Below are 25,755 nucleotides of genomic sequence, written 5' to 3' on the forward strand. Positions count from 1 at the left end.
GGAGTCCCAAGGCATGAAATATACCAAGGAACATGAATGGCTGCGCGTCGAGGGCGATCTGGTGGTGGTGGGCATCACCCAGCACGCCGCCGAGGCCCTGGGCGATGTGGTCTTCGTTGAGCTGCCCGAACCCGAGACGCAGGTGGCGGCGGGCGATGAGGTCTGCGTGATCGAAAGCGTCAAGGCCGCTTCCGACATCCTTGCCCCGGTCGATGGCGAGATTGTCGCCGTGAATGAGGCGCTGGCCGACAATCCGGGTCTGGTGAACGAGGATCCGCTGGGGGCTGCCTGGTTCTTCAAGATGAAGATCGACGATCTGGGCGTGCTCGACGACCTGATGGACGAGGACGAATATAACGAGCTGATCGGCTGAAAAGCCGATTTTTCGCCGAAAAATCGGGATCCGGATTTTCACCGAAAATCCGGGCCGCCCGCGCACAGGATGTGGTGAGATGACCTTCACGCCGACCGATTACAATCCATATGACTTTGCCAATCGCCGCCATATCGGGCCTTCGCCCGTGGAGATGGCGGCCATGCTGCAGGCGGTCGGCGTGCCGACGCTGGACGCGCTGATCGACGAGACGATCCCGGCTTCGATCCGGCAGGACAAGCCGCTTGGTTGGGCCCCGCTGTCGGAACATGAGCTGCTGGCGCGGATGCGCGAGGTCGCGGCGAAGAACCGGGTGATGACCAGCCTGATCGGGCAGGGCTATTACGGCACAGTGACGCCGCCTGCCATCCAGCGCAACATTCTGGAAAATCCGGCCTGGTATACCGCCTATACCCCCTACCAGCCCGAGATTGCGCAGGGGCGTCTTGAGGCGCTGCTGAACTATCAGACCATGGTTTGCGACCTGACCGGGCTGCCGGTCGCCAATGCCAGCCTGCTGGATGAGGCGACGGCTGCGGCCGAGGCCATGGCCATGGCCGAGCGCGTGGCGAAATCGAAGGCACGCGCCTTCTTTGTCGATGAACATTGCCATCCGCAAACCATCGAGGTGATCCGCACCCGTGCGCGGCCTTTGGGCATCGAGATCATCACCGGCGACCCGGAGACGATGGAGGCCACCGCCGTCTTCGGCGCGATCTTCCAATATCCCGGCACCTGGGGCCATGTGCGCGACCTGACCCCCTGGATCGAGGCGCTGCACGCCGCCAAGGCGGTCGCGGTGGTGGCCACCGATCTGCTGGCCCTGATGATGCTGAAGGCCCCGGGCGAGATGGGGGCCGATATCGCCGTGGGTTCGGCGCAGCGGTTCGGCGTGCCGATGGGCTATGGTGGCCCACATGCCGCCTTCATGTCCTGCCGCGATGATCTGAAGCGCAATATGCCGGGGCGCATCGTCGGTGTCTCCATCGACGCGCGCGGCAACAAGGCCTATCGCCTGTCGCTGCAAACCCGCGAACAGCATATCCGCCGCGAAAAGGCCACCTCCAACGTCTGCACCGCGCAGGCGCTGCTGGCGGTCATGGCCTCGATGTATGCGGTCTTCCACGGGCCCAAAGGCCTGCGCGCCATTTCGGAGCGGGTGCATTCCTACACCGTGCGTCTGGCCAAGGCGCTGCGTGATGCGGGCGCCAGCCTGCCGCCCAAGGCTTTCTTCGACACGATCACGGTGAATGTCGGCGTGGGGCAGGCGGGGATCCTCGCTGCGGCGCGGGCCGAGGGGCTGAATTTCCGCAAGGTCGGCCATGACCATGTCGGCATCAGCCTGGATGAGACCACCAATGAAGACGTGCTGGCCCGCGTCTTGCGCGCCTTTGGCATTCATGCAGCCCCGCCTGCCGAGGCGGAGCTTGGTTTCCCGGCCGAGATGCTGCGCAGCTCCGAGGTGCTGACCCATCCGGTCTTCCACATGAACCGGGCGGAATCCGAGATGATGCGCTATATGCGCCGTCTGTCGGATCGCGATCTGGCGCTGGACCGGGCCATGATCCCGCTGGGGTCCTGCACGATGAAGCTGAACGCCGCCGCCGAAATGATGCCGATCACCTGGCCGGAGTTTGGCAGCCTGCACCCTTTCGTGCCGGTGGATCAGGCGGCGGGCTATGCCGAGGCGATCAGCGATCTGTCGCAAAAACTGTGCGAGATCACCGGCTATGACGCCTTCTCCATGCAACCCAATAGTGGTGCGCAGGGCGAATATGCCGGGCTTCTGACCATTCAGGCCTATCACCGGGCGCAGGGGCAGGGGCATCGCGACATCTGCCTGATCCCGGTTTCGGCCCATGGCACCAACCCGGCCTCGGCCCAGATGGCGGGGATGAAGGTGGTGGTGGTGAAATCCTCGCCCAATGGCGATGTGGATGTGGAGGATTTCCGCGCCCGCGCTGCCGAGGCGGGCGAGAACCTTGCCGCCTGCATGATCACCTATCCCAGCACGCATGGCGTGTTCGAGGAGACCGTGCGCGAGATCTGCGACATCACCCATAAATATGGCGGGCAGGTCTATATCGACGGCGCGAACATGAATGCCATGGTCGGCCTTGTGAAGCCCGGCGAGATCGGCGGCGATGTCAGCCACCTGAACCTGCACAAGACCTTTGCAATCCCGCATGGCGGCGGTGGCCCCGGCATGGGCCCGATCGGTGTGCGCGCCCATCTGGCACCCCATCTGCCGGCGCATCCGGAAGTTGGTGGAACTGCCGGCGCGGGCCTGCACAGTGCCAATGATGCGGGGCCGGTATCGGCTGCGCCCTATGGCTCGGCCTCGATCCTGCTGATTTCCTGGGCCTATTGCCTGATGATGGGGGGCGAGGGGCTGACGCAGGCGACGCGCGTCGCGATCCTCAACGCGAACTATATCGCGGCCCGGCTGAAGGGGGCCTATGAGGTGCTGTTCATGGGCAATCGCGGGCGTGTTGCGCATGAATGCATCCTGGATACCCGGCCCTTCGCCGAGGCCGGTGTGACGGTGGATGACATCGCCAAGCGTCTGATCGACAACGGCTTCCACGCACCGACCATGAGCTGGCCGGTGGCAGGCACCCTGATGGTGGAGCCGACCGAAAGCGAGACCAAGGCCGAGATCGACCGCTTCATCACCGCCCTTCTGGCCATCCGCGCCGAGATCAAGGCGGTCGAGGCGGGCGAGATCGCGCCCGAGGACAGCCCGCTGCGCCACGCCCCCCATACGGTGGAGGATCTGGTGGCTGACTGGACGCGCAAATATCCGCGTGAACAGGGCTGCTTCCCGCCGGGTTCGTTCCGGGTCGACAAATACTGGCCGCCTGTCGGGCGCGTCGACAACGTCTTTGGCGACCGCAATCTGGTCTGCACCTGCCCGCCGGTGGAATCCTACGCCTGAAGGGTGAAGGATTGGCATTGAGTGATGCGCCGCCGCCCGGGTGAGGCTCCGGGCGGCGGCGTTGTTTTTTGAGTATTTGGGCAAGCAGCAATGCAGGGAGTCGGGGGATTTGTCGGTTGAGCGGGGCAGGGTGTCACGCTGCCGGTATCGGCGCGTCTGGGGGCTGCGCCGTCTGGGCTGCGCAGTTTGGGCGGCCAGGTCTGCGGCGCGGCTGAAGGGCCGAAATCCCTGCGCTGTATCTGCGGCACGATCATGGTCCGAGGCGTGGGCGGCCCCCTGCCACGCGCCGCATTGACCCCGCCTGCGGTGCAGGCTAGCTCTGCCCGATGAATGAGCAATCCGCGCGTTTCAGCCATGGACTTGTCGCTGCCCTGCCGGTGGCGCTGGGCTATTTTCCTATCGCATTCTCTTTCGGGGTGGCGGCCAGCCGGGCCGGGTTCTCGGTGCTGGAGGCCACCGGGTTCTCGCTGATCATCTATTCCGGCGCGGCGCAGTTTCTGGCCATCGCGCTGATCGCGGGCGGCGCGCCCCTGCTGGTTTCGGCCTTCACGCTGGTGGCGATGGGTCTGCGCCATCTGGCCTATGGCCCGGCACTGATGGCGGCAGCAGGCCAGACCCGCATCAAACGCGCCTGGATCTGGGCCTTTGGTCTGACCGACGAGGTGTTCGGTGCGGCCTTGGGCGAGATGGCGCGCGGTCGGCGCTTCTCCGAGGCATTCATGTTCGGGCTGGGCCTTGCCTCCTATGCGTCCTGGGTCATTGGCACGCTGATCGGGGCGCTGGCGGGGGGCGGTGCCCTGGCTGCCTTTCCGGCAGTGGAGGCGGGGCTTGGCTTCATGCTGCCTGCCCTGTTCCTCGCGCTGCTCCTGTCGATCCTGAGCCGGGCACAGATGCCGGTGATCGCGGTTGCGGCGGTTGTGACGATCTTGGTCACGCTTGCGGTCAGCGCCACTTCGGGGATCCTGGCGGGCATGTTGGCCGGGGCGCTGGCCGGTGCGGTGCGGAGGCGGGCATGAGAACGGACTATCTGCTGCTGGCGCTTGTGGTCGGGGCATCGGTCTGGGCCTTTCGGACCATGCCTTTCCGCTTTGACATGTCGCGCCTTTCGCCGGAAGGCTGGCTGTCGCGGCTGCTCTCGGCCACCGGGCCTGCCGCGATCACCGCGCTTTTCGTCGTCTCGGTGATGCCGCTTTTGGGGGGCGGGCAGGCTGTGCCGTTCTGGGCGGGCACGCTTTCGGTAATCGGCATATGGTTCTGGCGGCGGTCCGTCGTGCTGGCGACCTTGACCGGGGCACTGGTCTATGGATTGGCCTTCGCGATCTGAGCCACGCCCCCCACTTGCGATCTGCTGGGCGACTGCAAATATTGGGCCAGGTGGGCACTGGACCGGAGACCGGGGATGGATGCTGTCAAACTGATCTGCGCGACCTGTGGGCAGGCCAATCGCGTGCCGATGGCGCGGCTGGCGCAAGCGCCGAAATGCGGCAGCTGTGGCGAGGCGCTGGCAGGTGGCCGCGTGCATGATCTGGACGCGCTGAGCCACGACAAGGCGGTGCGCGGTGATGACCTGCCGCTTCTGGTGGATTACTGGGCCCCCTGGTGCGGACCGTGCCGTGCGATGGCCCCGGAATTTGCCAAGGCCGCCAAGGGCATGGAAGGGGCTGCGCGCTTTGCCCGGCTGAACACGCAAGATCACCCGGATATTGCCGGGCGTGCGCGGATCCAGGGCATCCCGGCGCTGGTGCTCTATCATAAGGGACGCGAGGTTGCGCGCCTGACCGGCGCGCGCCCGGCCGCCGAAATCACGGATTTCGTGCGGCAATCGCTTGTGGCACGCAATCGGTGAGGCTGGTGCCATGGCTCGTGAAATGCCGTGAAATCCTGATCGGTGGCTTTCGCCCAAGCTTGACAATATCGGGATGATTGGAGAAAAAGACCCACAAGTCATGGGGCAGTAGCTCAGTTGGGAGAGCGCGTCGTTCGCAATGACGAGGTCAGGGGTTCGATCCCCCTCTGCTCCACCATGGCCTTCTCTAAGGCATTGATGCTGAAAGAGTAATTCGTTTTTAGGCACTTGGCTCATGTCAGCTGGCAACAAAGCTGGTAACATGGAGCGATGAAGTAAGTGTCGAAGACCTTCCGCATCACGAAGATCGGCAATGCTTGGCACTACCAGCCGTGCGTTTCCGGTGAGTCTTGTTCCGCAGTTCGGCAAGAAGTTTTGGAAGACCTCGTTCGGGCAGGTCAGCCAGGCCGAGGCCATCAAGTTTCGTGCCCTCGAAGATGTGAAATTCGATGCGCATATCCCCCCGAACACCAGGCCTTTGGCACGGGACAAACTGACGGCATCTGCGCGGCGGGCCGCGTCGCCATGCTGCCCGGCGAAGAAAATGCGCTCAGCTGCCACGGAGATCTGACGGGCTGGTCTTGATGGGGCGATCTTGACGGCGATTGTCGCGGGATTTCGCTGCGTGAAAGTAATCGCTTACGGCCCGCGAGATGACGGTTTGCGATCGCAACGGCCAGGCCAAAGCTCAGCCAGGCCTGTCCTGTCCAGAGTTGCTGGTTCGGCCCCGCCGTCAGGCAGGGCCTCGCATCATCGCGGCCTTAGCGGCCGAGGCACCACCGCAGGATGGCCTTTTGTGCGTGCAGACGGTTTTCGGCCTCGTCGAAGATCACCGAATGCGGGCCGTCCATGACGGCGCTGGTGGCCTCGTCATTACGATGCGCGGGCAGGCAATGCATGAACAGCGCATCGGGCTTGGCCTTGGCCATCAGATCTTCATTGACCTGATAGGGGCGCAGCTGGTTGTGGCGCCGTTCCTTCGCGCTTTCGGGATCATGCATCGAGACCCAGGTATCGGTCACGATCAGATCGGCATCCGCGACCGCTTTGGCCGGGTCACGCTCTACCGCGACCGACACACCCTTGGATCGGGCAAAGCCCAGCCATTCGGGTTCGGGGTCAAGGGTCTGCGGGCCGGTAAAGGTGAAATCAAACCCGAACTGGCCGGCGGCATGAAGAAAGCTGGCGCAGACATTGTTGCCGTCGCCCGCCCAGACCACCTTCTTGCCCGCGATGGAGCCGCGATGTTCCTCATAGGTCTGGATATCGGCCATGATCTGGCAGGGATGGGTGCGGTTGGTCAGCCCGTTGATGACCGGCACGGTGGCGTGTTCGGCCATCTCCAGCAGGGTCTGCTCTTCAAAGGTGCGGATCATGATCAGGTCGACATAGCGCGACAGCACCCGCGCGGTATCGGCGATGGTTTCGCCATGGCCCAGCTGCATCTCCTTGCCGGACAGGACCATGGTCTCGCCGCCAAGCTGGCGCACGCCGACATCGAACGACACCCGGGTCCGGGTCGACGGTTTTTCAAAGATCAGCGCGACCATATGGCCCTTCAACGGCTGGTCGTCATCGGGCGTGCCCTTGGGGCGGCCTTGCCGCGCCGTTTTCATCGCATGGGCGCTGTCGATCATGGCGCGCAGATCGGCAGCACTGGTGGTGTGAATATCAAGGAAGTGTTTCATTATGATGGGCTTTCTTCGGGCGGTCCCTGGGGCTTTGCGCCCCGTCAGCCATCGGTCTTGAACCGATGGCGACCGATGGCTGACCCCCGTGGGATATGTAAAGTCAGTGGTGATCAGGCGGCGTCCAGCGTGGTGGCGGCGGCATCGAGGCGCTTCAACGCCTCGGTGATGTCGGCGTCTTGAATGGTCAGCGCGGGCAGAAGGCGGATCACATTATCCGAGGCGGCGACCGTCAGCAGGTTCTGCCCATAGGCCGCCTTCACCACATCCGTATTGGTCACAGCACATTCCAGACCCAGCATCAGACCTTGACCACGCACCGCCTTGAAGACGGTGGGATGGGCCGCAACCAGACCTTCCAGTCCCTGACGGAACAGCGCGGCCTTGCGGTTGACCTCGGCCAAGAAGGCATCATCCGAGACGATGCGCATCACGGCAGCCCCCACCGCGCAGGCCAGCGGGTTGCCACCATAGGTGGAGCCATGCGTGCCCGCCACCATGGCCGAGGCGGCCTCTTCGGTGGCCAGCACCGCGCCCAGCGGGAAGCCGCCGCCGATGCCCTTGGCGACCATCATGATATCGGGGGTGACACCCGCCCATTCATGCGCGAACAGCTTGCCGCTGCGGCCCATGCCGCATTGCACCTCGTCAAAGATCAGGAGCGCGCCGGTCTCGTCACAGAGATCGCGCAGGCCTTTCAGGCAGGCATCCGACAGCGTGCGGATGCCACCTTCGCCTTGAATGGGTTCAATGATGACGGCGGCAGTCTTGTCGCTGATCGCGGAGGCCAGTGCCTCATGGTCGCCGAACGCCACCTGCTTGAAGCCTGGCATCAGCGGCCCGAAGCCCTTCACCATCTTTTCCGAACCGGCGGCGGCAATCGCGCCGGTCGACCGCCCATGGAAGGCCCCTTCAAAGGCGATAATCTCCGTCCGGGCCTCGCCCTTGTCATACCAGTATTTGCGCGCCATCTTGATCGCCAGCTCGGCCGCCTCGGTGCCGGAATTGGTGAAGAACACCGTATCGGCAAAGGTCGCATCGACGAGCAGGTCGGCCAGCGCCTCTTGTTCCGGGATGCGGTAGACATTCGACACATGCCAAAGTTTTTGTGCCTGTTCGGTCAGGGTCTGCACCAGAACCGGATGGGCATGGCCAAGCGCATTCACCGCGATGCCCGATCCCAGATCAAGGTATCGGCTGCCATCCTCGGCAAACAGCCAGCTGCCTTCGCCTTTGACGAAGGCGAGAGGGGCGCGGTTATAGGTCGGCAGGACGGTGGTGATCATGGATTTACCCTTGGAAAGCCGAAGCCCCAGACGTGCCAAAGGGCCGGGGGGCTGTCAACGTATGAAGGCGGACAGAACGTCGCGAAGGCGGGGTGGGGATGTGCCGCAAGACGGCGGCAGATGATCGCGCAAAGCCGCGCGGCTCTGTCAGAAGCGTCGGCGTCGGGGCTGGGAAAGAAGGGTGCCACATGCGATCATGGCTCTGGCGATAGCGGCAAACTGTGCCAGAGGCAAGCAGAATTGGAGATCGACAATGACAGAAGCAAAGCCCGCGCAGGTCGTATTGCTGTCCAGCGGCAATCCGCAGATCGCCAAGGCTTATGGCGATGCGCCGGTGCAGGCCTATATCGCGGCCATGCCCGGTTGGAAAAGCCCGGTGGGGCGGCGGCTGGATGACCTGATCGTCGCGCGGGTGCCGAATGTGCAAAAGGCGGTGAAGTGGAACACGCCGCTTTACGGGATGGGTGACAGCCACTGGTTCATGTCGTTCTATTGCATGACCCGCTATATCCAGATCACCTTCTTCAGCGGCATGGCGCTTGATCCGGTGCCGCCGGTCAGTTCCAAGCAGCAAGGTGTGCGCTATTACCATATCCATGAAGGCGACGCCTTTGATGCCGATCTGCTGGGGGCATGGATCGATCAGGCACGCGCCCTGCCGGGGGCCAAGCTGTAGGCCCCCGATGCAAGCGCTTCAGACTGCAAGCGGTTCAGACCGTATGCAGATACAGGTCGAAATCGACCTCTGACACCGTGCGCGCCACCCTTGCATATTCGGAGGCCTTGATGGCGGTGAAGGTGCGATGCATGTCGGGGCCAAGCGCATCCTTCAGGAAATCCGATGCCTTTGCGGCCTCAATCGCAGACCGCCAATCGACCGGCATTGGCGGCGCATCCGCGCCACCCTCATAGCCGTTCCCGGTGGTTTCAGGGCCGGGATCGAGGTGTTCATTCAGGCCCTTGCGGATGCCTGCCAACACGGTTGCGGCCACCAGATAAGGGTTTGCATCCACACCTGCCGGGCGGTGTTCGACCCGGCGCGCGCGGATATCGCCAGCCGGGATCCGCAGCGCGACCGAGCGGTTGTTCACCCCCCATGTCGGGCTGACCGGGGCATAGGATTGCGACGAGAACCGCCGCCAGCTATTGGCGTGCGGCGCAAAGACCAACATGCTTTCGCCCATGGTGGCGCGCAACCCGCCAAGCGCGTGCAGGATCTTGTCGTTCCACTGGCCCTCTGCGGCCTCCATGAAGACGTTCTGGCCCGCGCCATCCTGCAGCGAGACGTGGAAATGCATCCCGGAGCCTGCATAATCCTCATTGGGCTTGGCCATGAAGCAGGCGGTGACGCCATGCGCGCGCGCCTGCGCCCGCACGATGCGTTTCAGCCGCATCAGATCATCGGCGGCCTGCATCACGTCTTCGCGGTAGTGCAGCGTCAGCTCATACTGGCCGGGCGCATATTCCGAAATCATCGTCTCGGCCTTGATGCCGGACTTTTCGGCGGCGGCGTAGATATCGGAGAACAGCGGCAACATGCCATGCAGGTGATCGACCGAATAGACCTCGGTCTTGCGCGAGGGGCGACCATCCAGCACGTCCCGGGCCGGAACCATCTTGCCATTGGCATCGCGCTCATTCGCCAGCAGGAAAAATTCCAGCTCGAACGCGCCTGCCGGGTGCAGATCCATTGCGGCCAATGCATCAATCTGGGCCTGTAGCGCGTGACGCGGATCGGAGGTCATCTTGTGGCCCTCCAGATCATACATCGACATGAAGACCTCGCCGCGTGGCGGCTGGGTGTTGTGCAGGGGCTTCAGCGTGCCGGGGATCGGCCAGGCCCGCAGATCGCCATCACCCTGATCCCAGATCAGCCCGGTTTCATGCACATCCTCACCGCAGATATCCAGACCAAGGATCGAGATCGGCAAATGCCGACCATTCTTGTAAAAAGACAAAAGCTCATGCCTACGAATGATCTTGCCGCGGCCAATTCCGTTCGCATCGTGCAAGACGATATCGAAGGCCTCGATCTCGGGATGGGCGGCAAGAAAGGCTTCGGCCTCGGACAAGGTGGAGCCGGAGGGGGAGATGGTCTCGGTCATGGATCAGAACAGTTCAGCAAGAATTTCATCAAAGGCGGCGATCAGGCGGTCGATTTGGGCCGCCTTTGTGGCGGGGCTGACCAGCATCATGTTGTGAAAGGGGGCGATCAGGCAGCCGCGATTGAGCAACGCGGTGTGCAGCACCGCCTCCACCTCCGGCTGATGGGCCAGTGCGGATTCGGCTCCATTCTTCAGCGGGCCGGGGGCGCAGATAAATTCGACCCGTGCGCCAACCCGCACGACATGCCAGGGCGCGCCGTGTTTCACGATCGATTTTTGCAGCCCGGCGGACAGGCGCTTTGCGCCCTTTTCCATGTGTTTATAGGCCTTTGGCGTCATCACTTCAGACAGGTTTGCGCGCAGGCAGACACATTGCATCGGATTGGCCGACAGCGTGGTGCCCATGCCGGAATGGCCGGAGGGGCGCTTGGCCTCATAGGCGGCAAAGCGGTCCGCCACCTCTTGGCGCAGCCCCCAGACCGCCGTCGGCATTCCGCCTGCCACGCATTTGCCCACCACGAACATATCCGGGTCGAGGCCATGCACGCTTGTATAGCCGCCATAGCCCGATGAAATCGTGTGGGTTTCATCGATGATGAGCAGAGCGCCATATTTGCGCGACAAGGCGCGCAGCCCGTCATGAAAGTCAGGCGCGGGCAGCACCATGCAGGAATTGGTCATCACCGGCTCGGTCAGGATCGCGGCGATCTCGCCGGTTTTCAGCGCGGCCTCGACTGCGGCAAGATCGTTGAATTCAACCGCCGTGGCCCCCAGCGTCAGATCGGCGAATTGGCCGACCAGCCCTTGGCGCGACCGGGTCTTGCCGTTGGCAAGCTCCACCATCGTGTCATCCAGCGTGCCGTGATAACAGCCGTTGAAGACCAGCACCTTGGGGCGACCCGTCACCGCCCGTGCCACCCGCAACGCATAGCGGTTGGCGTCGGTTGCGGTGGTGGCGATCTGCCAGCGGAAGGCACCGAAGGCCTGCGTCAGCAGGCTTGATGCCTCCAATGCGGCTTCGGTCGGCAGCATGAAGGTCAGGCCATGGCGCGCCTGCGCCCGGATCGCCTTGGCCACCGGCGCGGGCGAATGGCCGAACATCGAGCCGGTATCGCCAAGGCAGAAATCATCAATCTCATGCCCGTCGAGATCGGTCAGCTTCGCGCCCTTGGCGCTGTCCACCAGCATGGGGAAGGGCATCGACCAATCCTTCATCCAATGCATCGGCAGCCCGTCCAGGAAGTGGTTGCCGCCCTGTTCCAACGCCTTGCGGGTCGCGGGGCGGCTTTTGGCATAGGCCTTGGCCTCGCGGGTTTTCATCGCATCAAGGCGGTCGCGGCGGATGCCGGCAAGCAGGCCAGAATTTTGGGCGGAATCGGTCATGGAAGCCTCCGGGTTGTCTTGCTTATGCGGCGTGATTTGATCAAATTCAAGTCGGCCATTGGGTGCAAGCTATGCATTTAAAATTATAGATATGCGTATATGTCATACCTGCTCCGTCAAACTGACAGTTGTGCCCAAATCGGCGGCAGGTCACGAAGCGGAAATCAATGCGAGGAGGCATCCGTGACCCAGCTGGAAACCCGTATCCGCAATGCCGCCCTGCGCGACCGTGTGGTCAGTGCCGACGCCGCCGCGCGCCTGATCCATGATGGTATGGTGGTTGGCATGTCGGGCTTTACCCGTGCCGGCGAGGCCAAGGCGGTGCCGATGGCCTTGGCCGAACGCGCGAAAACCGATCCGCTGAAGATCACGCTGATGACCGGGGCAAGCCTTGGCAATGATCTCGACAAGACCTTGGCCGAGGCCCATGTCCTGTCGCGCCGCATCCCCTTCATGTCTGATCCGGCCCTGCGCCGCGCCATCAATGCGGGCGAGGTGATGTATGTCGATCAGCACCTGTCGGAAACGGTGGAGATGCTGCGCACCCGGCAGATACCCGGCGTCGATGTCGCGGTGATCGAGGCGGTGGCGATCACCGAAACCGGGGGCATCGTGCCGACGACCTCGGTTGGCAATTCCGCCAGTTTCGCCCTTCTGGCCGATAAGGTGATCGTGGAGATCAACCTGAACCAGCCCGCCGAACTGGAGGGGCTGCATGACATCTTCATCCCGACCTATCGTCCCAACCGGATGCCGATCCCGGTGGTCAGCCCCGAAAGCCGGGTCGGGCTGCCCTTCATCCCGGTCCCGCCGGAAAAGATCGCGGCGATTGTCATCACCGAAAAGCTCGACAGTTCATCGACCATTCTGGACCCCGATGACGAGACACGCGCGATTGCCGGGCATCTGACCGATTTCTTTCTGAACGAGGTCAGGCAGGGCAGGTTGGACAATAGTCTTGCGCCCTTGCAGGCCGGAATTGGCACCATTGCCAATGCAGTGCTGCACGGTCTGATCGACAGCCCGTTCCATGACCTGAAGATGTATTCCGAGGTTTTGCAGGATTCGACCTTTGATCTGATGGCGGCGGGCAAGATGAGCTTTGCCTCGGGCTCGTCCATCACGCTATCTGCCGCGAAATATGCCGAGGTGCTGCCGCGTCTGGCCGAGTTCAAGCCGAAACTGATCCTGCGCCCGCAGGAGATATCCAACCACCCGGAGGTGGTGCGGCGCCTTGGCCTGATCTGCATCAATACCGCGCTGGAGTTTGACATCTACGGCAATGTGAATTCGACCCATGTGATGGGCACACAGATGATGAATGGCATTGGTGGATCGGGCGATTTCGCGCGCAATGCCTATCTTTCTGTCTTCGTCACCAAATCCATCGCCAAGGGGGGCGCGATTTCCTCGGTCGTGCCGATGGTCAGCCATGTCGACCATACCGAACATGATGTGGATATTCTGGTGACCGAACAGGGGCTGGCCGATCTGCGCGGCCTCGCGCCGCGGGAACGGGCGAAGGTGATCCTTGCCAATTGCGTGCATCCCGACTGGTGCCCGGCACTGGCGGATTATCTGGCACGGGCCGAAGCGCGCGGCGGCCATACGCCCCATCTGCTGGAAGAGGCGCTGAGCTGGCATGTCAGGCTGCGTGATACCGGCAAGATGGCTTGACGATTTGCAATAAGAAAGGGGGCCCGAATGGCCTCCTTATCGGATCAAAATATCAGATTCAGAACATTCAGGTCGCGCGGATCTCGATCAGGCGCGGGCCATTACAGGGCGTCTCAAGCGCCGCGCGCAATGCCGCCGGATCGCTGTCTACCCCAGCATAGGGCAGATCGCAGGCGGCGGCAAATGCCTCCAGCCGCAGGGGGGATGGCGTGCAGCCGGTCACCGGCACATCGGCCGCAATCATCGCCTCGGCGATCTCGCGATAACCCGCATTGTTCCAGACCAGGAAGGTCAGGTTCAGGTTCTCATCCCGTGCCACGCGCAGTTCTGCCGGGGAAAACTGCAAACCGCCATCGCCGATCAGGCAGACCACCGGCGCATCCGGGCAGGCGATGGCTGCCCCGATAGCCGCCCCCGGGCCGAAGCCAAGCGCGCCATAGCCGGTCGCCGCATTGAACCAGCCGCCGGGCCGGTCATGGTCGTAGAAAAGGTTCCCGGCATAGACCGGCTGGGTGCTGTCGCCCACGATCAGCGCGCCGGGCACGGCATCGCGGATCGCCTCAACCATCTGCAACTGATGTGGCATGGCGGGGTGCAGGCCCGTCAGTTCCGCCCGCGCGGCGCTGCGGCCTTGCGCGGCACGGGCGGCACCGTCGCCAGATTTCGATTGCAGCAAGGGCAGCAGGGCCGCAAGACTTGCGCCGCTTTCCCCCTCTATCCGGCAGGCGGCGGGGTGGCGCGCAAGTTGCTCGGGGCACAGATCGATGCGGATCATGCCCGACATATCCGGCAATCCGCCGCGCATATACATGTCGTAATCGGTGGGGCCGAATTCGGTGCCGATGGCAAGGATCTGGTCCGCCCCGGCGATCACTGACCGTGTGGCATCCAGGGAAGGCGAGGCGGGCAGCGACAGCGGGTGGTCAAACAGCACCCCGCGCGCATTGGTGGTCTGGATCACCGGCGCATCCAGTCGCTCGGCCAAGGCGCGCAGCGCGGGTGCCGCGTGTTTCGCGCCGCCCCCGGCCAGAATCACCACCGAAGACGCGCGGTTCAGCAGCGCAGCCGCCTGTGCCAACAGGCCGGGTTCCGGCACTTTGGCGGGCGCAGGCGGGGCCAGGGCGGGCAGGGCGGCAGGCAGCGGCATCACATCGGTTGGCACCTCGATATGCACCGGGCCGGGGCGGCCGCTTTCCAGCAGGGCGAAGGCGCGGTTCAGGACCGGCTCCAGCATCTCGGGCGCGGTGATCTGCAGGCTGGGGCAAAGCGTCCGCACCATCCCGGCCTGGTCGGGCAGCTCATGCAGCAGGCCGAAGCCTTGGCCAAAGCTCGCGCGGCGATTGACGCCCGAAATCACCAGAATCGGCACCGAATCCGCCCGTGCCTGCGCCATCGCGGTCAGCGCATTGGTCAGGCCCGGCCCGGTGATGACAAAGGCCACCCCGATCCGGCCCGAGGCGCGGGCATAGCCATCGGCCATGAAGGCCGCGCCCTGTTCATGACGGGGCGTGACATGGCGGATGCCCGATCCGGGCAGGCCGCGATACAACTCGATCGTATGCACGCCGGGAATGCCGAAAACGGTATCGACACCGCGTGCCTTCAGGCCCTGAACCAGCGCCTCACCAACGGAAAGGGTCATCATCATCGCTCTCCTGTCAGGCGGCGCGGTGGCGCAGCGTTGCGGCATGACGGGCGATGCGGGTGCAACCCTCGGCCACCAGCGCATCGGGCTGGCTGAGCGCCAGCCGCAGCCAGCCCGTAAGGGCAGTGCCGAAACTTTCGCCCGGCATGGTGGCCACACCTTCGGCTTCCAGCAGGGATGCCGCAAAGGCCGCGCCGGAACATCCGGTCTCGCGGATATCGACAAGAGCGAACATGCCCGCCTCTGGCGCGTGGACGCGCAGGCCCGCATTGCCATGCAGCCGGTCATGGATCAGGCTTGCGCGGGCCGAGAAGCGCGCGACCATGCCGGGTGCGACTTCCGACGGGGCGCTGACCGCCTGTGCGGTCATATCGGCGATGAAAGGCTGGTTACCGAACAACATGGTTTCCGACAAGGGCAGAAGCCGGGCGCAAAATTCGGCCGATCCCACGCACCAGCCAGAGCGGAAGCCGGGGGCTGCATGTGATTTGGAAATCGAGGCGCAGGCCACGCTGCGATCTGCCAGATCCGGCAGATCCAGCGGCGAGGTGAAGCTGACACCGGGAAAGACCAGATCCTCATAGACCTCGTCCGAGACGATCCACAGATCATGGGCGCGGGCGATCTCGCCAATCGCGGCGATATCGGCGCGGCTCAAGACTGCGCCGGTCGGGTTGTGCGGGGTATTGAGCAGGATGACGCGCGACTGCGGCGTGACGGCGGCCGCAAGATCGGCGGGGTCCAGCCGGAAGCCGCGCTCGGGCCGCAAGGGCACCGGCACCGGGCGCGCACCGCTGGCGCGGATTAGCCCTTCATAGGTCGCATACATCGGATCGCCCACCAGCACCTCGGTGCCCGCTTCGCAGAGCCCGGTCAGCACCGCGTAAAGCGTGGTTTGCGTCCCGGGAAAGCACAGAATGTTTTCAGGGCCGAAATGCCGGCCGCGCCGCGTGCTGTAGCGATGCGCCAGCGCGCGGGTCAGGCCCGGTTCGCCCTGACCATTGGAATAGCCGATGCGCCCGTCGAACATTGCGCTGGCTGCGCGCTGCATCAGGCTTTCGGGGCAGGGCACGTCAGGCTCGCCGATGGTCAGTTCGATGACGGCGCGGCCTTCGGATTTCATCTGGCGGGCACGGCGATGGATTTCCCATTTCGCGCCACCAAGGCCCGAAAGGCGATCCAGGATCGAAGCATATTGCATCAGGGTTGCTCCTCCGCAGGGTGACGGGACAGAAGGTCAAGGCCAAGGATCGCGCCGACTGCCATCAGGCCGATCCGTTCCAATTCGCCGGGAGCGAAGGCTGCGGGCAGGGCGCTGCCCTCAAGCCAGAGCCCGTCGATCACGCCATTGCAGGCGATCGCCAGACCGCGCAGGGCCGAAGCCTCGTGCCGGCCCAGATCGGCGATCAGGCTTTCCAGCAGGTCACGGTAGCGCAGATAGGTTTCGGCATGAACAGCAGCCATATCTGGATCGCTGCGCACCTGATGGATGAAGCCGGCCCAAAGCCCCATGCGATGCGGGTCCATCACCGGCGGGCGCAGGGCTGCGGTGACAAAACCGGCCAGACGCGTGGCCGGATCGGCGGTGGCCGGGCCCAGCACGGTGGTGTTATCTGCCTGCATCGCGGCCATCATCGCGCGGTAGGCCTCGCGCGTCAGGTCATCCTTGCCGTCGAAATAATGCCGGATCAGCCCCGGCGTCACCCCGGCACGGGCGGCAATGGCGCGCACCGTTGCAGCCGTGGGTCCGCCTTCCGCGATCAGCTCCAGCGCCGCCGCGATCAGCGCCTCGCGCCGCGCATCCTCGCTTTTGCGGGTGAATTTTCGCCGCTCTCCGGTCATCGATGCCTCAATTATACACTTGCATAATTGCAGAGGCGCGGGCTTACTGCAATGAGCAAGTGACGGAGTCCCGATGACAGTGACAGCCGACAACGCCCGCCAGAGTTCCCAGGTCCTGCGCCCCGAAGCGATCCATGTCGAAGGCTTGCGCAAATCCTTCGGCACGCTGGAAGTCTTGAAGGGTGTCTCGTTGACGGCGCGCGAGGGCGACGTGGTGGCGATTATCGGCGGGTCTGGCTCGGGCAAGTCGACCATGTTGCGTTGCATCAATTTTCTGGAGCAGCCTAGCGCGGGCCGTATCGTGATTGGCGGCGAGGCGGTCGCGATGCGCGCGGATGGCGCGCCCGCTGACCGTCGCCAGATCGAACGCCTGCGTCAGAGCCTTGGCATGGTGTTCCAGCAGTTCAACCTGTGGAGCCACCGCACCATCCTGGAAAACCTGATCGAAGTGCCGGTGCATGTGCTGGGCGTGAAGCGCGCGGATGCCGAGGCGCGCGCCCGGCGTCTGCTGGAACGGGTGGGGCTGGCGGCAAAGGCCGATGCCTATCCGGCCTTCCTGTCGGGCGGGCAGCAGCAGCGCGCGGCGATTGCGCGGGCGCTGTGCATGGAGCCACGGGCGATGCTGTTCGATGAACCCACATCCGCCCTGGACCCGGAGCTGGTGGGCGAGGTGCTGGCGGTGATCCGCGATCTGGCGGCGGAAGGGCGCACGATGATCCTTGTCACCCATGAGATGAAGTTTGCCCGCGAGGTCGCAAGCCATGTGATCTATCTGCATAATGGTGTGATCGAGGAAGAGGGTCCGCCCGAGGCCCTGTTCGGCGCACCGCAATCCGAACGGTTGAAACAATTTCTGAGAAGCGTGGGTTAACCCGCCGCAGAGACGGCCATAATCGGCTGAAGACGACAGAGAAAAGCGCGGGAAAACCCGCCAGATCCAACAGAGAGGTATGCCCGATGATGACGAAACTCGCCCTGACCACAACGCTGGCCACGCTGCTACTGGGGGGCACCGCCATGGCTGAAACCGTAAAAGTCGGCATCGCCGCCGAACCCTATCCGCCTTTCGCATCGCCCGATGCCAGCGGCAAATGGGGCGGATGGGAGGTCGATATGATCGGCGCGGTCTGCAAGGCCGCCGAGATGGACTGCACGGTGGTGCCGGTGGCATGGGATGGCATCATCCCGGCGCTGACGGCGGGGCAGATCGATGCGATCATGGCCTCGATGTCGATCACCGAAGAACGTCTGAAGACCATCGATTTTTCCGACAAGTATTATGACACGCCGACCGTGGTGATCGGCCCGAAATCCGAGACCTTTGCAGCCACGCCCGAGGGGCTGGCGGGCAAGATCATCGGCGTTCAGGTGTCCACCGTGCATGAGGCCTATGCGCAAAAGCACTTCAAGGACACCGCCGCCGAGATCAAGATCTATCAGACCCAGGATGAGGCCAATCAGGATCTGGTCGCGGGCCGGATCGATGCGACCCAGGCCGACAGCATCGCGCTGGATGCCTTCCTTGCCACGCCGGAAGGCGGGGCCTGCTGCGAAAGCAAGGGGGCGGTGGCCAATGATACCGATGTGCTGGGCCTCGGCGTGGGCGTGGGGCTGCGCAAGGGGGACGACGCCTTGAAGGCCAAGTTCAATGCGGGCATCGCCAAGATCCTGTCGGATGGCACCTATGACGCGGTGACCAAGCCTTACTTCGCCTCGTCGATCTACGGCGGGTAACGGGTGTTCGCCCTCGTCGGGGCGGCAGAGGCCGCCTCCACGTTGGACCTGTTGCGCCTTGCGCCCCCCGGTTGGGGGGCAGGGCTGCTTTGGGGCTTGTGGAATTCGGTGATGATTTCGCTGGGTGCCTTTGGTCTTGGCCTTGTGCTGGGCACGGGCGGGGCCTTTGGCAAGCTCTATGGCGGGCCGGTGCTGCGCGATCTTCTTGCGGTCTATACGACCGTGGTGCGCGCCGTGCCGGAACTGGTGCTGATCCTGATCCTTTACTATGCGGTGACGGATGCGGTGAACCAGATCCTGCTGTCCTTCGGCTATGCCCGTATCCAGATCTCGGGCCTTGCCGCCGGGATCGCCGTTCTGGGCGTGGTGCAGGGGGCCTACGCGACCGAGGTGTTGCGCGGTGCCATTCAGGCGGTGCCTGCGGGCCAGATCGAGGCGGCGCGTGCCATGGGCATGTCACCCGGGCTGCTGGCGCGGCGGGTCACCTTGCCGCTGATGCTGTCCAATGCGCTGCCGGGCTTAGGCAATCTGTGGCTGATTGCCACCAAGGATACCGCGCTGCTGGCGGTGGTTGGCTTTGCGGAACTCACACAGGCCACGCGGCAGGCGGCGGGGGCCACCAAGGCCTATTTCACCTTCTTCATGGCGGCAGGGCTTTTGTATCTGATCCTGTCGATCGGGTCGGGGTGGCTCTTTGCCATGGCCGAACGGCGGGCGCGGCGCGGGCAACCGGAGGTGCGGGGATGATGCTGTTCACACGCGCCTTCTGGCAACCGCATCGCATCATCATGGCGCTGATCGTGCTGGGGATCGTGATCTGGTCGGCTGCCACCCTGCGATGGGACTGGTTGCCGAAATATCTGCCGCAGGCGGTCCAGGGCATCTGGCGCACGATCTGGCTGATGCTGGCCTCACTGGTCCTGGGGATGATGCTGGCGATCCCGCTGGGGCTGGCGCAGGCGGTGGGGCCATGGTTTCTGGCATGGCCCGCGCGGGCCTTTTGCACGGTGATCCGGGGCACGCCTTTGCTGTTGCAGCTTTGGCTGTTGTATTACGGCCTTGGCTCACTGTTCCCGCAGATCCCGTGGATCCGGCAAAGCGACCTCTGGCCGATCCTGCGCCAAGCCTGGCCCTATGGGTTGCTGGCGCTGACGCTCAGCTTCGCGGGCTATGAGGGCGAGGTGATGCGCGGTGCCTTCAAAAGCGTGCCGAAAGGTCAGCTGGAGGCCGCAAAGGCCATGGGGATGCCGCGTTTCACCATGCTGCGCCGGATCTGGCTGCCACAGGCGGTGCATCGGGTCTTGCCCACGCTGGGCGGCGAAACCGTGTTGCAGTTGAAGGCGACGCCCTTGGTGGCGACGATTACGGTGGTCGATATCTATGCCGTGGCCAGCCGGGTGCGGCAGGACACCTTCCTGACCTATGAGCCGCTTCTGCTGCTGGCGGTGGTCTATATGGCGATCACCGGCTTGATCGTGCTGCTGTTTCGGTGGTTCGAGGCACGGCTACCCAGCCGGGTGGCGTGAAGGGGGGCATCGGCCATCGCCGATGCCCTTCGCGCCATAGGCAACCTGACCGCCGGAGGCCCAAAGGCCGCCGGCCAGCGTCCGCCCTCCGGGTGGCGGGCGCTTTGCACCCGCCAGGGCAGGGCACTGGCCTTTGTCATCGCGGTGGCTGAGGGTCTGGTGGGAACCTGACCGCGCGGGCGGGGAAACGCGGTGCGTTTCCGCTGCCCGCCCGATCCCTGTTGGCCCGACCCCGGCCCACCCGCAACCTACGTCACGCCCCAAAAAGAAAAGACCCGCCGGAACGCCTCCGGCGGGTCTTTTGCATGGCGCTTGGGGGCGATCAGTCCTCCATCGCCTCCAGCTCGTCGATGAAGCCTGCGATCATGCTCAGGCCCTTGTCCCAGAAGGCCGGATCCGAGGCATCCAGCCCGAAGGGTGCCAGCAATTCCTTGTGGTGCTTGGACCCGCCTGCCTTCAGCAGATCGAAATATTTCTCCTCAAAGCCCGGCAGGCCCGAGGCATAGACCGCATAAAGCGCATTCACCAACCCGTCGCCGAAAGCATAGGCATAGACGTAGAAGGGCGAATGCACGAAATGCGGGATATAGGCCCAAAAGGTCTCATATCCTTCCATGAAATCAAAGGCATCGCCAAGGCTTTGCGCCTGCACGCTCATCCACAGCACGTTGATGTCATCAGGCGTCAGCTCGCCCTCGGCGCGGGCCGCGTGCAGCTTGCACTCGAAATCATAGAAGGCGATCTGGCGCACGACGGTGTTGATCATGTCCTCGACCTTGCCCGCCAGCAGGGTCTTGCGCTCGGCCTTGGTCTTGGCGCCATCCAGCAGCTTGCGGAAGGTCAGCATCTCGCCAAAGACGCTTGCGGTTTCGGCCAGCGTCAGCGGCGTGGAGGCGAGAAGTTCGCCCTGATCCGCCGCAAGGCGCTGGTGCACGCCATGCCCCAACTCATGCGCCAGCGTCATCACGTCACGCGGTTTGCCCAGATAGTTCAGCATCACATAGGGGTGCACCGTGGTCACCGTCGGATGCGCAAAGGCACCCGGTGCCTTGCCCGGCTTCACACCCGCATCGATCCAGCCCTTAGTGAAGAAGGGCTCCGCCAGATCGGCCAGCTTGGGCGAGAAGGCGGCATAGGCGTCAGAGACGGTCTTGCGGGCCTCGGACCAATCCACCAGCTTCGGCTGTTCGATCGGCAGCGGCGCGTTGCGGTCCCAGACTTGCAACCGCTCCAGCCCCAGCCACTTCGCCTTCAAGCGGTAATAGCGGTGGCTCAGCTTGGGATAGGCCGCAACCACCGCATTGCGCAGCGCCTCGACCACCTCGGGTTCGACATGGTTCGACAGATGCCGCCCATGCTGGGGCGAGGGCATCTTGCGCCAGCGGTCATGGATTTCCTTTTCCTTGGCCAGCGTGTTGTGGATGCGCGCGAACAGCTTGATATTCTTGTCAAACACCGCTGCCAGCGACCGGGCCGCCGCCTCGCGCCGGGTGCGGTCGGTGTCGGTCAGCAGGTTCAGCGTGGCCTCAAGGCTCAGCTCTTCCTCCTCACCGGCCACGGTGAACATGAGGCCCGCCATGGTCTCGTCGAACAGCTTGTTCCAGGCGGAAGCACCCACAACGCTTTCGTCATGCAGGAAGCGTTCCAACTCGTCCGACAGCTGGTGTGGGCGCATGGCGCGCATACGCTCAAACACCGGGCGATAGCGTGCCAGATCGGCATTTTCGGCCAGCAGCCCGTCCAGATGGGCATCGTCCAGCCGGTTGAATTCAAGGCTGAAGAAGACCAGCGGCGTGGTGTGGTTGGTCACGCGGTCCTGCGCATCGGCCATGAACTTGGCGCGTTCGCTGTCCATGGTGTTCTGATAGTAGCGCAGGCCCGCGTAGGACATGATCCGCCCGGCGGTCACGTCGATGGCCTCGTATTCCTGCACACAGGCCAGCAGGGCCGCCGCGTCAAGGCTGGCAAGCTTGCCCTCATAATTCGCGGCAAACCCTGCGCAGGCCTGTTCCAGCCAGGCCATGTCGCGCGCATATTCCGGCGCGTCTGGGGCGGGGTAGAGATCGGTCAGATCCCATTCCGGCAGATCACCCAAACCCCCGCCAGTGGCATGGGCATCAAACAGCGGGGTAGGCAGCGGCAGCGTCATGGGAAAATCCTCAAGATCCTTTGCCCTTCATCTAGGTTCTGGGCAGGGCGAAGCGCAAGCCTTGAGGCCCGGTGATTTTCCGGTGCGGCCCCGGACCGCCCGGCTTTCCCCAAGGGCAGTTTTTGCCGGATTCGGACAACTCGGCGGCGTTTTTCGGCGGTGCAGCGAAGAATTTGCTCAAATATTGTGCAAATGACCGGGTGCAAAGCAATTTCATTTCGCGATCTGCCCGGAAAATGCGCCGGGCGCTTTTCTCTCCCAAAGGCGGTTGCTTAACTGATCTCAATAAGAACCCAGAACAAGACCGGGGGGTGGTTCAGGTGACCGACTATTTCAACGAGATGTATCAGAACGGCGCGGTGCGCCCGCCTTACGCCCGGCTGGAAGATTGGATGAGGACGATGCCGGCTGAGTTCCGGCAAATGAAGCAGGCCGAGGCCGAGGCGTTGTTTCGCCGCATCGGCATTACCTTTGCCGTCTATGGCGAAGGCGGTGATCCGGATCGCCTGATCCCGTTCGATATGTTCCCGCGCGTCTTCACGGGGCAGGAATGGGCCAAGCTGGAACGCGGGATCAAGCAACGCGCCCGCGCCCTCAATGCCTTTCTGGTCGATGTCTATGGCCGGGGCGAGATCGTGAAGGCCGGCCGGATCCCCGCGCGGCTGGTCTACCAGAACGAGGCCTATGAAAAGGCCGTGGTGGGTTTCGTGCCACCCAAAGGGGTCTATTCCCATATCGTGGGCATCGACCTTGTTCGCACCGGGCCTGAGGATTTCTTCGTGCTGGAGGACAATTGCCGCACGCCTTCCGGTGTCAGCTATATGCTGGAAAACCGCGAGATCATGATGCGGATGTTCCCCGACCTATTCCGCGAGAACCGTATCCAGCCGGTCGACAGCTATAGTGAAAGGCTGCGCCGCACGCTGGCTTCGGTCGCGCCCGCAAAATGCAAGGGCGAGCCGCGCATCGCCATCCTGACGCCGGGCCATTTCAACAGCGCCTATTATGAGCACAGCTTCCTCGCCGACCTGATGGGGGTCGAACTGGTCGAGGGGCAGGATCTGTTTGTCGAGGGCGAATATGTCTATATGCGCACCACCGAAGGCCCCAAGCGTGTTGATGTGATCTATCGCCGGATCGATGATGCCTTTATCGACCCGCTTTGCTTCCGCCCGGACAGTATGCTGGGCGTGCCGGGATTGATGGATGTCTACCGCTCTGGCGGGGTCAGCATCTGTTCGGCACCGGGCGCGGGCGTGGCCGATGACAAGGCGGTCTATACCTTCGTGCCCGAAATGGTCCGTTTCTATCTGGGCGAGGAGCCGATCCTGAACAACGTGCCGACCTGGCAATGCAACAAGGCCGATGATCTGAAATACGTCCTCGACAAGCTGCCGGAATTGGTCGTCAAAGAGGTGCATGGATCGGGCGGCTACGGCATGTTGGTAGGTCCAAAGGCCTCCAAGGCCGAGATCGAGACCTTCCGCGCCAAGATCGAGGCCGATCCCGACAATTACATCGCCCAGCCGACGCTGGCGCTTTCCACCACACCGACCTTCGTGGCGGAAGGCATCGCCCCCCGCCATGTCGACCTGCGGCCCTATTGTCTTGTGGGCGAACAGATCGACCTTGTGCCGGGTGGCCTGACCCGCGTGGCGCTGACCGAAGGCAGCCTCGTGGTGAACTCGTCGCAGGGCGGAGGCGTCAAGGATACCTGGGTGTTGGCGGAGTAACGATCATGCTGAGCAGAACCGCAGACAACCTCTATTGGATCGCCCGCTATATGGAGCGCGCAGATATCGCCGCCAGACTGCTGGAGGTCGGATCGCGCATCACCTTGCTGCCCTCGGCGCATGGCTATCGCAGCGAATGGGACAGCCTGTTGCAATCTTCGGGCACGGCCGATGGCTTTGCCCGCAAATATGGCGATCCGGTACAACGCAATCTGGAAAGCTGGCTGTTCTTTGACCGCGACAATCCGTCTTCGGTCGCAAGCTGCATCACGGCGGCACGCGAGAATGGCCGCATCGTGCGGACGGCGTTGACCAGTCAGGTCTGGGATGCGCTGAACACCGCCTTCCAGGAATTGCGCCAGCTGGAGCGCACCCCAAGGTCCGAGCTGGAGCTGAGCCGGTTGACCGATTGGGTCATGCGCCACGCCGCCATGGTGCGCGGTGCGATCGATGCCACGCTTCTGCGCGACGATGGCTATAACTTCCTCAACATCGGCTATTATCTGGAACGCGGCGACAACACCGCCCGGCTGATGGATGTGAAATATTATGTCCTGTTGCCCAGCCTCGATCTGGTCGGCTCTGGCATCGACAATTACCAATGGATCACGCTTTTGCGCGCCATGGGGGCGCAGCGCGCCTTCCACTGGGCCTATGGCGGCGAGGTCACGGCGGCCAAGATCGCCGATTTCCTGATCCTGAACCCGCAAAGCCCGCGCGCGATCATCACTTGTGTGGCGGGTATGAACAACCATCTGGGGCGGCTGGCCAAGGCTTACGGGCGCAGCACGCGGGCGCAGGCCAAGGCGGCGGCGATGCTGGCAGAGCTGGAAACCACCAATGTCGAGGCGATCTTTGACGAAGGCTTGCACGAATTCCTGTCGCGTTTCATTGGCGAAAGTGCTGAACTCGGCACGTTGATCCATGAAGGCTATCTGAGCGGGGATGTGCGCTGATGCGGCTGAGCGTCGATCATGTGACCAAATACAGCTATGACCAGCCGGTGCGCGGCGTGGTGCAAAGCCATCGCCTGACCCCCTCGGCCTTTGAGGGGCAGACGGTGCTGGACTGGCAGATCGAGGTGAGCGATGGCACGCCCGGCGGGCAGTTCCGCGATGGGGCGGGGGACCGTATCCAAAGCTGGTCAGTGCAGGGCCCGGTGACCGAGATCACCGTGCGTGTGCGCGGCACGGTGGAAACCGTCGATCTGGCCGGGATGCTGAAAGGCCATCGCGAGACTGTGAAGCCCGAGGTCTATCTGCGCGAAACCAAGGCAACATGGGCCGATCCCGGTCTGGTCGCCCTGGCGGCGGCGGTAGAGGGGGCCGCAAACCCGCTCGATGCGGCGCATCGCCTGTCAGGGGCGGTGGCCGATGCCATCACCTATTCACCCGGCGTGACCGAGGCGCAGACCACCGCAGCCGAGGCCTTGGCGCAGGGCGCGGGGGTCTGTCAGGATCACGCCCATGCCCTGATCGCGGTGGCACGCCATTGCGACATCCCGGCGCGTTATGTCTCGGGCTATCTTTGCGCCGATGCGGAAGGCGCGCCGCATGAGGCGGCCCATGCCTGGGCCGAACTGTTCGTGCCCGGACTGGGCTGGATCGGCTTTGATCCGGCGAACAGATGTTGCCCGGATGCGCGCTATATCCGGCTTGGGTCCGGGCTTGACGCGCAGGATGCCGCCCCCATTCGCGGCATTGCGCGCGGCCCGGGGGCGGAAACCATGCTGGTCACCGTGTCTGTGGCACCCGGGCAAAGCCGGTCATCGGGGGAGGGCCCGTCATCGGGGCAAAGTCAGTCGCAGACCCAGCAATAGTGCGCCCCTTT

The 25,755-nt window shown here is 63.7% G+C and carries 23 protein-coding genes and 1 tRNA gene; 16 read left to right on the top strand and 8 right to left on the bottom strand.

Annotation, left to right across the window (positions count from 1 at the left end):
• Nucleotides 1–13: 13 nt before the first annotated feature.
• The 7 genes from gcvH to GBJ34_RS07480 all read left to right on the top strand — a co-directional run bounded on the left by gcvH (nt 14) and on the right by GBJ34_RS07480 (nt 5,728).
• Nucleotides 14–373, top strand: a complete 360-nt coding sequence (gene gcvH, locus GBJ34_RS07450) for a glycine cleavage system protein GcvH (RefSeq protein ID WP_151718633.1) — start codon at nt 14–16, stop codon at nt 371–373.
• A gap of 79 nt (nt 374–452) precedes the next feature.
• On the top strand, nt 453–3,311 hold the full coding sequence (gene gcvP / locus GBJ34_RS07455) for an aminomethyl-transferring glycine dehydrogenase (RefSeq protein ID WP_151718634.1): 2,859 nt from the start codon (nt 453–455) through the stop codon (nt 3,309–3,311).
• Nucleotides 3,312–3,637: 326 nt separating this feature from the next.
• A complete protein-coding gene (locus GBJ34_RS07460) occupies nt 3,638–4,327 on the top strand; it encodes an AzlC family ABC transporter permease (RefSeq protein WP_151718635.1) in 690 nt (229 codons plus the stop codon).
• A complete protein-coding gene (locus GBJ34_RS07465) occupies nt 4,324–4,635 on the top strand; it encodes an AzlD domain-containing protein (protein WP_151718636.1) in 312 nt (103 codons plus the stop codon). Before GBJ34_RS07460 ends, GBJ34_RS07465 begins: the two co-directional genes overlap by 4 nt.
• A gap of 75 nt (nt 4,636–4,710) precedes the next feature.
• The gene (locus tag GBJ34_RS07470; protein ID WP_151718637.1) at nt 4,711–5,157 is read left to right on the top strand and encodes a thioredoxin family protein; all 447 of its coding nucleotides are present in this window, start codon (nt 4,711–4,713) and stop codon (nt 5,155–5,157) included.
• Nucleotides 5,158–5,259: 102 nt separating this feature from the next.
• Nucleotides 5,260–5,335, top strand: a tRNA-Ala gene (locus GBJ34_RS07475).
• Between the two features lie 135 nt (nt 5,336–5,470).
• Nucleotides 5,471–5,728, top strand: coding sequence for a hypothetical protein (locus tag GBJ34_RS07480; RefSeq protein ID WP_151718638.1), 258 nt, complete (start codon nt 5,471–5,473; stop codon nt 5,726–5,728).
• 190 nt (nt 5,729–5,918) lie between these two features.
• Here GBJ34_RS07480 and argF read toward each other — a convergent pair whose 3' ends face one another.
• Both argF and GBJ34_RS07490 read right to left on the bottom strand, forming a co-directional pair.
• Nucleotides 5,919–6,845: an ornithine carbamoyltransferase gene (gene argF / locus GBJ34_RS07485; protein WP_151718639.1), complete on the bottom strand. Its 927-nt coding sequence runs from the start codon at nt 6,843–6,845 to the stop codon at nt 5,919–5,921.
• Between the two features lie 113 nt (nt 6,846–6,958).
• Nucleotides 6,959–8,131 carry an aspartate aminotransferase family protein gene (locus GBJ34_RS07490; protein ID WP_151718640.1) on the bottom strand — a complete coding sequence of 391 codons (1,173 nt, stop codon included), beginning with the start codon at nt 8,129–8,131 and terminating at the stop codon, nt 6,959–6,961.
• A gap of 253 nt (nt 8,132–8,384) precedes the next feature.
• Here GBJ34_RS07490 and GBJ34_RS07495 point away from each other — a divergent pair, with 253 nt between their 5' ends.
• Entirely contained in the window at nt 8,385–8,807 is a 423-nt protein-coding gene (locus tag GBJ34_RS07495) for a DUF1801 domain-containing protein (protein ID WP_151718641.1), read from the top strand.
• A 34-nt stretch (nt 8,808–8,841) separates the two neighbouring features.
• Here GBJ34_RS07495 and GBJ34_RS07500 read toward each other — a convergent pair whose 3' ends face one another.
• Together GBJ34_RS07500 and GBJ34_RS07505 are read right to left on the bottom strand one after the other, a co-directional pair.
• The gene (locus tag GBJ34_RS07500; RefSeq protein WP_151718642.1) at nt 8,842–10,236 is read right to left on the bottom strand and encodes a glutamine synthetase family protein; all 1,395 of its coding nucleotides are present in this window, start codon (nt 10,234–10,236) and stop codon (nt 8,842–8,844) included.
• A 3-nt stretch (nt 10,237–10,239) separates the two neighbouring features.
• Nucleotides 10,240–11,619, bottom strand: a complete 1,380-nt coding sequence (locus tag GBJ34_RS07505; RefSeq protein ID WP_151718643.1) for an aspartate aminotransferase family protein — start codon at nt 11,617–11,619, stop codon at nt 10,240–10,242.
• Between the two features lie 183 nt (nt 11,620–11,802).
• On the opposite strand from GBJ34_RS07505, the gene GBJ34_RS07510 reads away from it, so the two are divergent.
• Nucleotides 11,803–13,296 (top strand): acetyl-CoA hydrolase/transferase family protein, encoded by a 1,494-nt coding sequence (locus tag GBJ34_RS07510; protein WP_226341085.1) that lies wholly within the window; start codon nt 11,803–11,805, stop codon nt 13,294–13,296.
• A gap of 67 nt (nt 13,297–13,363) precedes the next feature.
• Here the strand turns inward: GBJ34_RS07510 and GBJ34_RS07515 are convergent, their stop codons facing one another.
• Genes GBJ34_RS07515 through GBJ34_RS07525 form a run of 3 tightly spaced genes read right to left on the bottom strand, consistent with a single transcriptional unit; the run spans nt 13,364 to nt 16,783 of the window.
• Nucleotides 13,364–14,941, bottom strand: a complete 1,578-nt coding sequence (locus tag GBJ34_RS07515) for a 5-guanidino-2-oxopentanoate decarboxylase (RefSeq protein WP_404811410.1) — start codon at nt 14,939–14,941, stop codon at nt 13,364–13,366.
• Nucleotides 14,942–14,954: 13 nt separating this feature from the next.
• Nucleotides 14,955–16,142 (bottom strand): pyridoxal phosphate-dependent aminotransferase, encoded by a 1,188-nt coding sequence (locus GBJ34_RS07520; RefSeq protein WP_151718645.1) that lies wholly within the window; start codon nt 16,140–16,142, stop codon nt 14,955–14,957.
• Nucleotides 16,142–16,783 (bottom strand): TetR/AcrR family transcriptional regulator, encoded by a 642-nt coding sequence (locus GBJ34_RS07525; protein WP_151718646.1) that lies wholly within the window; start codon nt 16,781–16,783, stop codon nt 16,142–16,144. Before GBJ34_RS07525 ends, GBJ34_RS07520 begins: the two co-directional genes overlap by 1 nt.
• A gap of 73 nt (nt 16,784–16,856) precedes the next feature.
• Here GBJ34_RS07525 and GBJ34_RS07530 point away from each other — a divergent pair, with 73 nt between their 5' ends.
• From GBJ34_RS07530 to GBJ34_RS07545, 4 genes are all read left to right on the top strand, one after another.
• Nucleotides 16,857–17,654 (top strand): ABC transporter ATP-binding protein, encoded by a 798-nt coding sequence (locus tag GBJ34_RS07530; protein ID WP_151718647.1) that lies wholly within the window; start codon nt 16,857–16,859, stop codon nt 17,652–17,654.
• An 86-nt stretch (nt 17,655–17,740) separates the two neighbouring features.
• Nucleotides 17,741–18,517, top strand: coding sequence for a transporter substrate-binding domain-containing protein (locus GBJ34_RS07535; RefSeq protein WP_226341086.1), 777 nt, complete (start codon nt 17,741–17,743; stop codon nt 18,515–18,517).
• 3 nt (nt 18,518–18,520) lie between these two features.
• Nucleotides 18,521–19,264, top strand: coding sequence for an ABC transporter permease (locus GBJ34_RS07540; RefSeq protein ID WP_151718648.1), 744 nt, complete (start codon nt 18,521–18,523; stop codon nt 19,262–19,264).
• A complete protein-coding gene (locus tag GBJ34_RS07545; protein WP_151718701.1) occupies nt 19,264–20,043 on the top strand; it encodes an ABC transporter permease in 780 nt (259 codons plus the stop codon). The genes GBJ34_RS07540 and GBJ34_RS07545 overlap by 1 nt, the downstream gene beginning before the upstream one ends.
• Nucleotides 20,044–20,365: 322 nt before the next feature.
• Here GBJ34_RS07545 and GBJ34_RS07550 read toward each other — a convergent pair whose 3' ends face one another.
• Nucleotides 20,366–22,192: a M3 family oligoendopeptidase gene (locus tag GBJ34_RS07550; RefSeq protein WP_151718649.1), complete on the bottom strand. Its 1,827-nt coding sequence runs from the start codon at nt 22,190–22,192 to the stop codon at nt 20,366–20,368.
• Nucleotides 22,193–22,533: 341 nt separating this feature from the next.
• On the opposite strand from GBJ34_RS07550, the gene GBJ34_RS07555 reads away from it, so the two are divergent.
• From GBJ34_RS07555 to GBJ34_RS07565, 3 genes are read left to right on the top strand one after another with little or no spacing between them, the layout of a single operon-like run.
• Complete coding sequence (locus tag GBJ34_RS07555) at nt 22,534–23,925, top strand: circularly permuted type 2 ATP-grasp protein (RefSeq protein ID WP_192931139.1); 1,392 nt, start codon at nt 22,534–22,536, stop codon at nt 23,923–23,925.
• Between the two features lie 5 nt (nt 23,926–23,930).
• Entirely contained in the window at nt 23,931–24,881 is a 951-nt protein-coding gene (locus tag GBJ34_RS07560; protein WP_151718651.1) for an alpha-E domain-containing protein, read from the top strand.
• Nucleotides 24,881–25,744: a transglutaminase family protein gene (locus GBJ34_RS07565; RefSeq protein ID WP_151718652.1), complete on the top strand. Its 864-nt coding sequence runs from the start codon at nt 24,881–24,883 to the stop codon at nt 25,742–25,744. The genes GBJ34_RS07560 and GBJ34_RS07565 overlap by 1 nt, the downstream gene beginning before the upstream one ends.
• Nucleotides 25,745–25,755: the final 11 nt, after the last annotated feature.

Origin of the sequence: Gemmobacter serpentinus (assembly GCF_008973825.1) — a bacterium.
In the GTDB taxonomy this organism is placed as follows: Bacteria; Pseudomonadota; Alphaproteobacteria; order Rhodobacterales; family Rhodobacteraceae; genus Gemmobacter; species Gemmobacter serpentinus.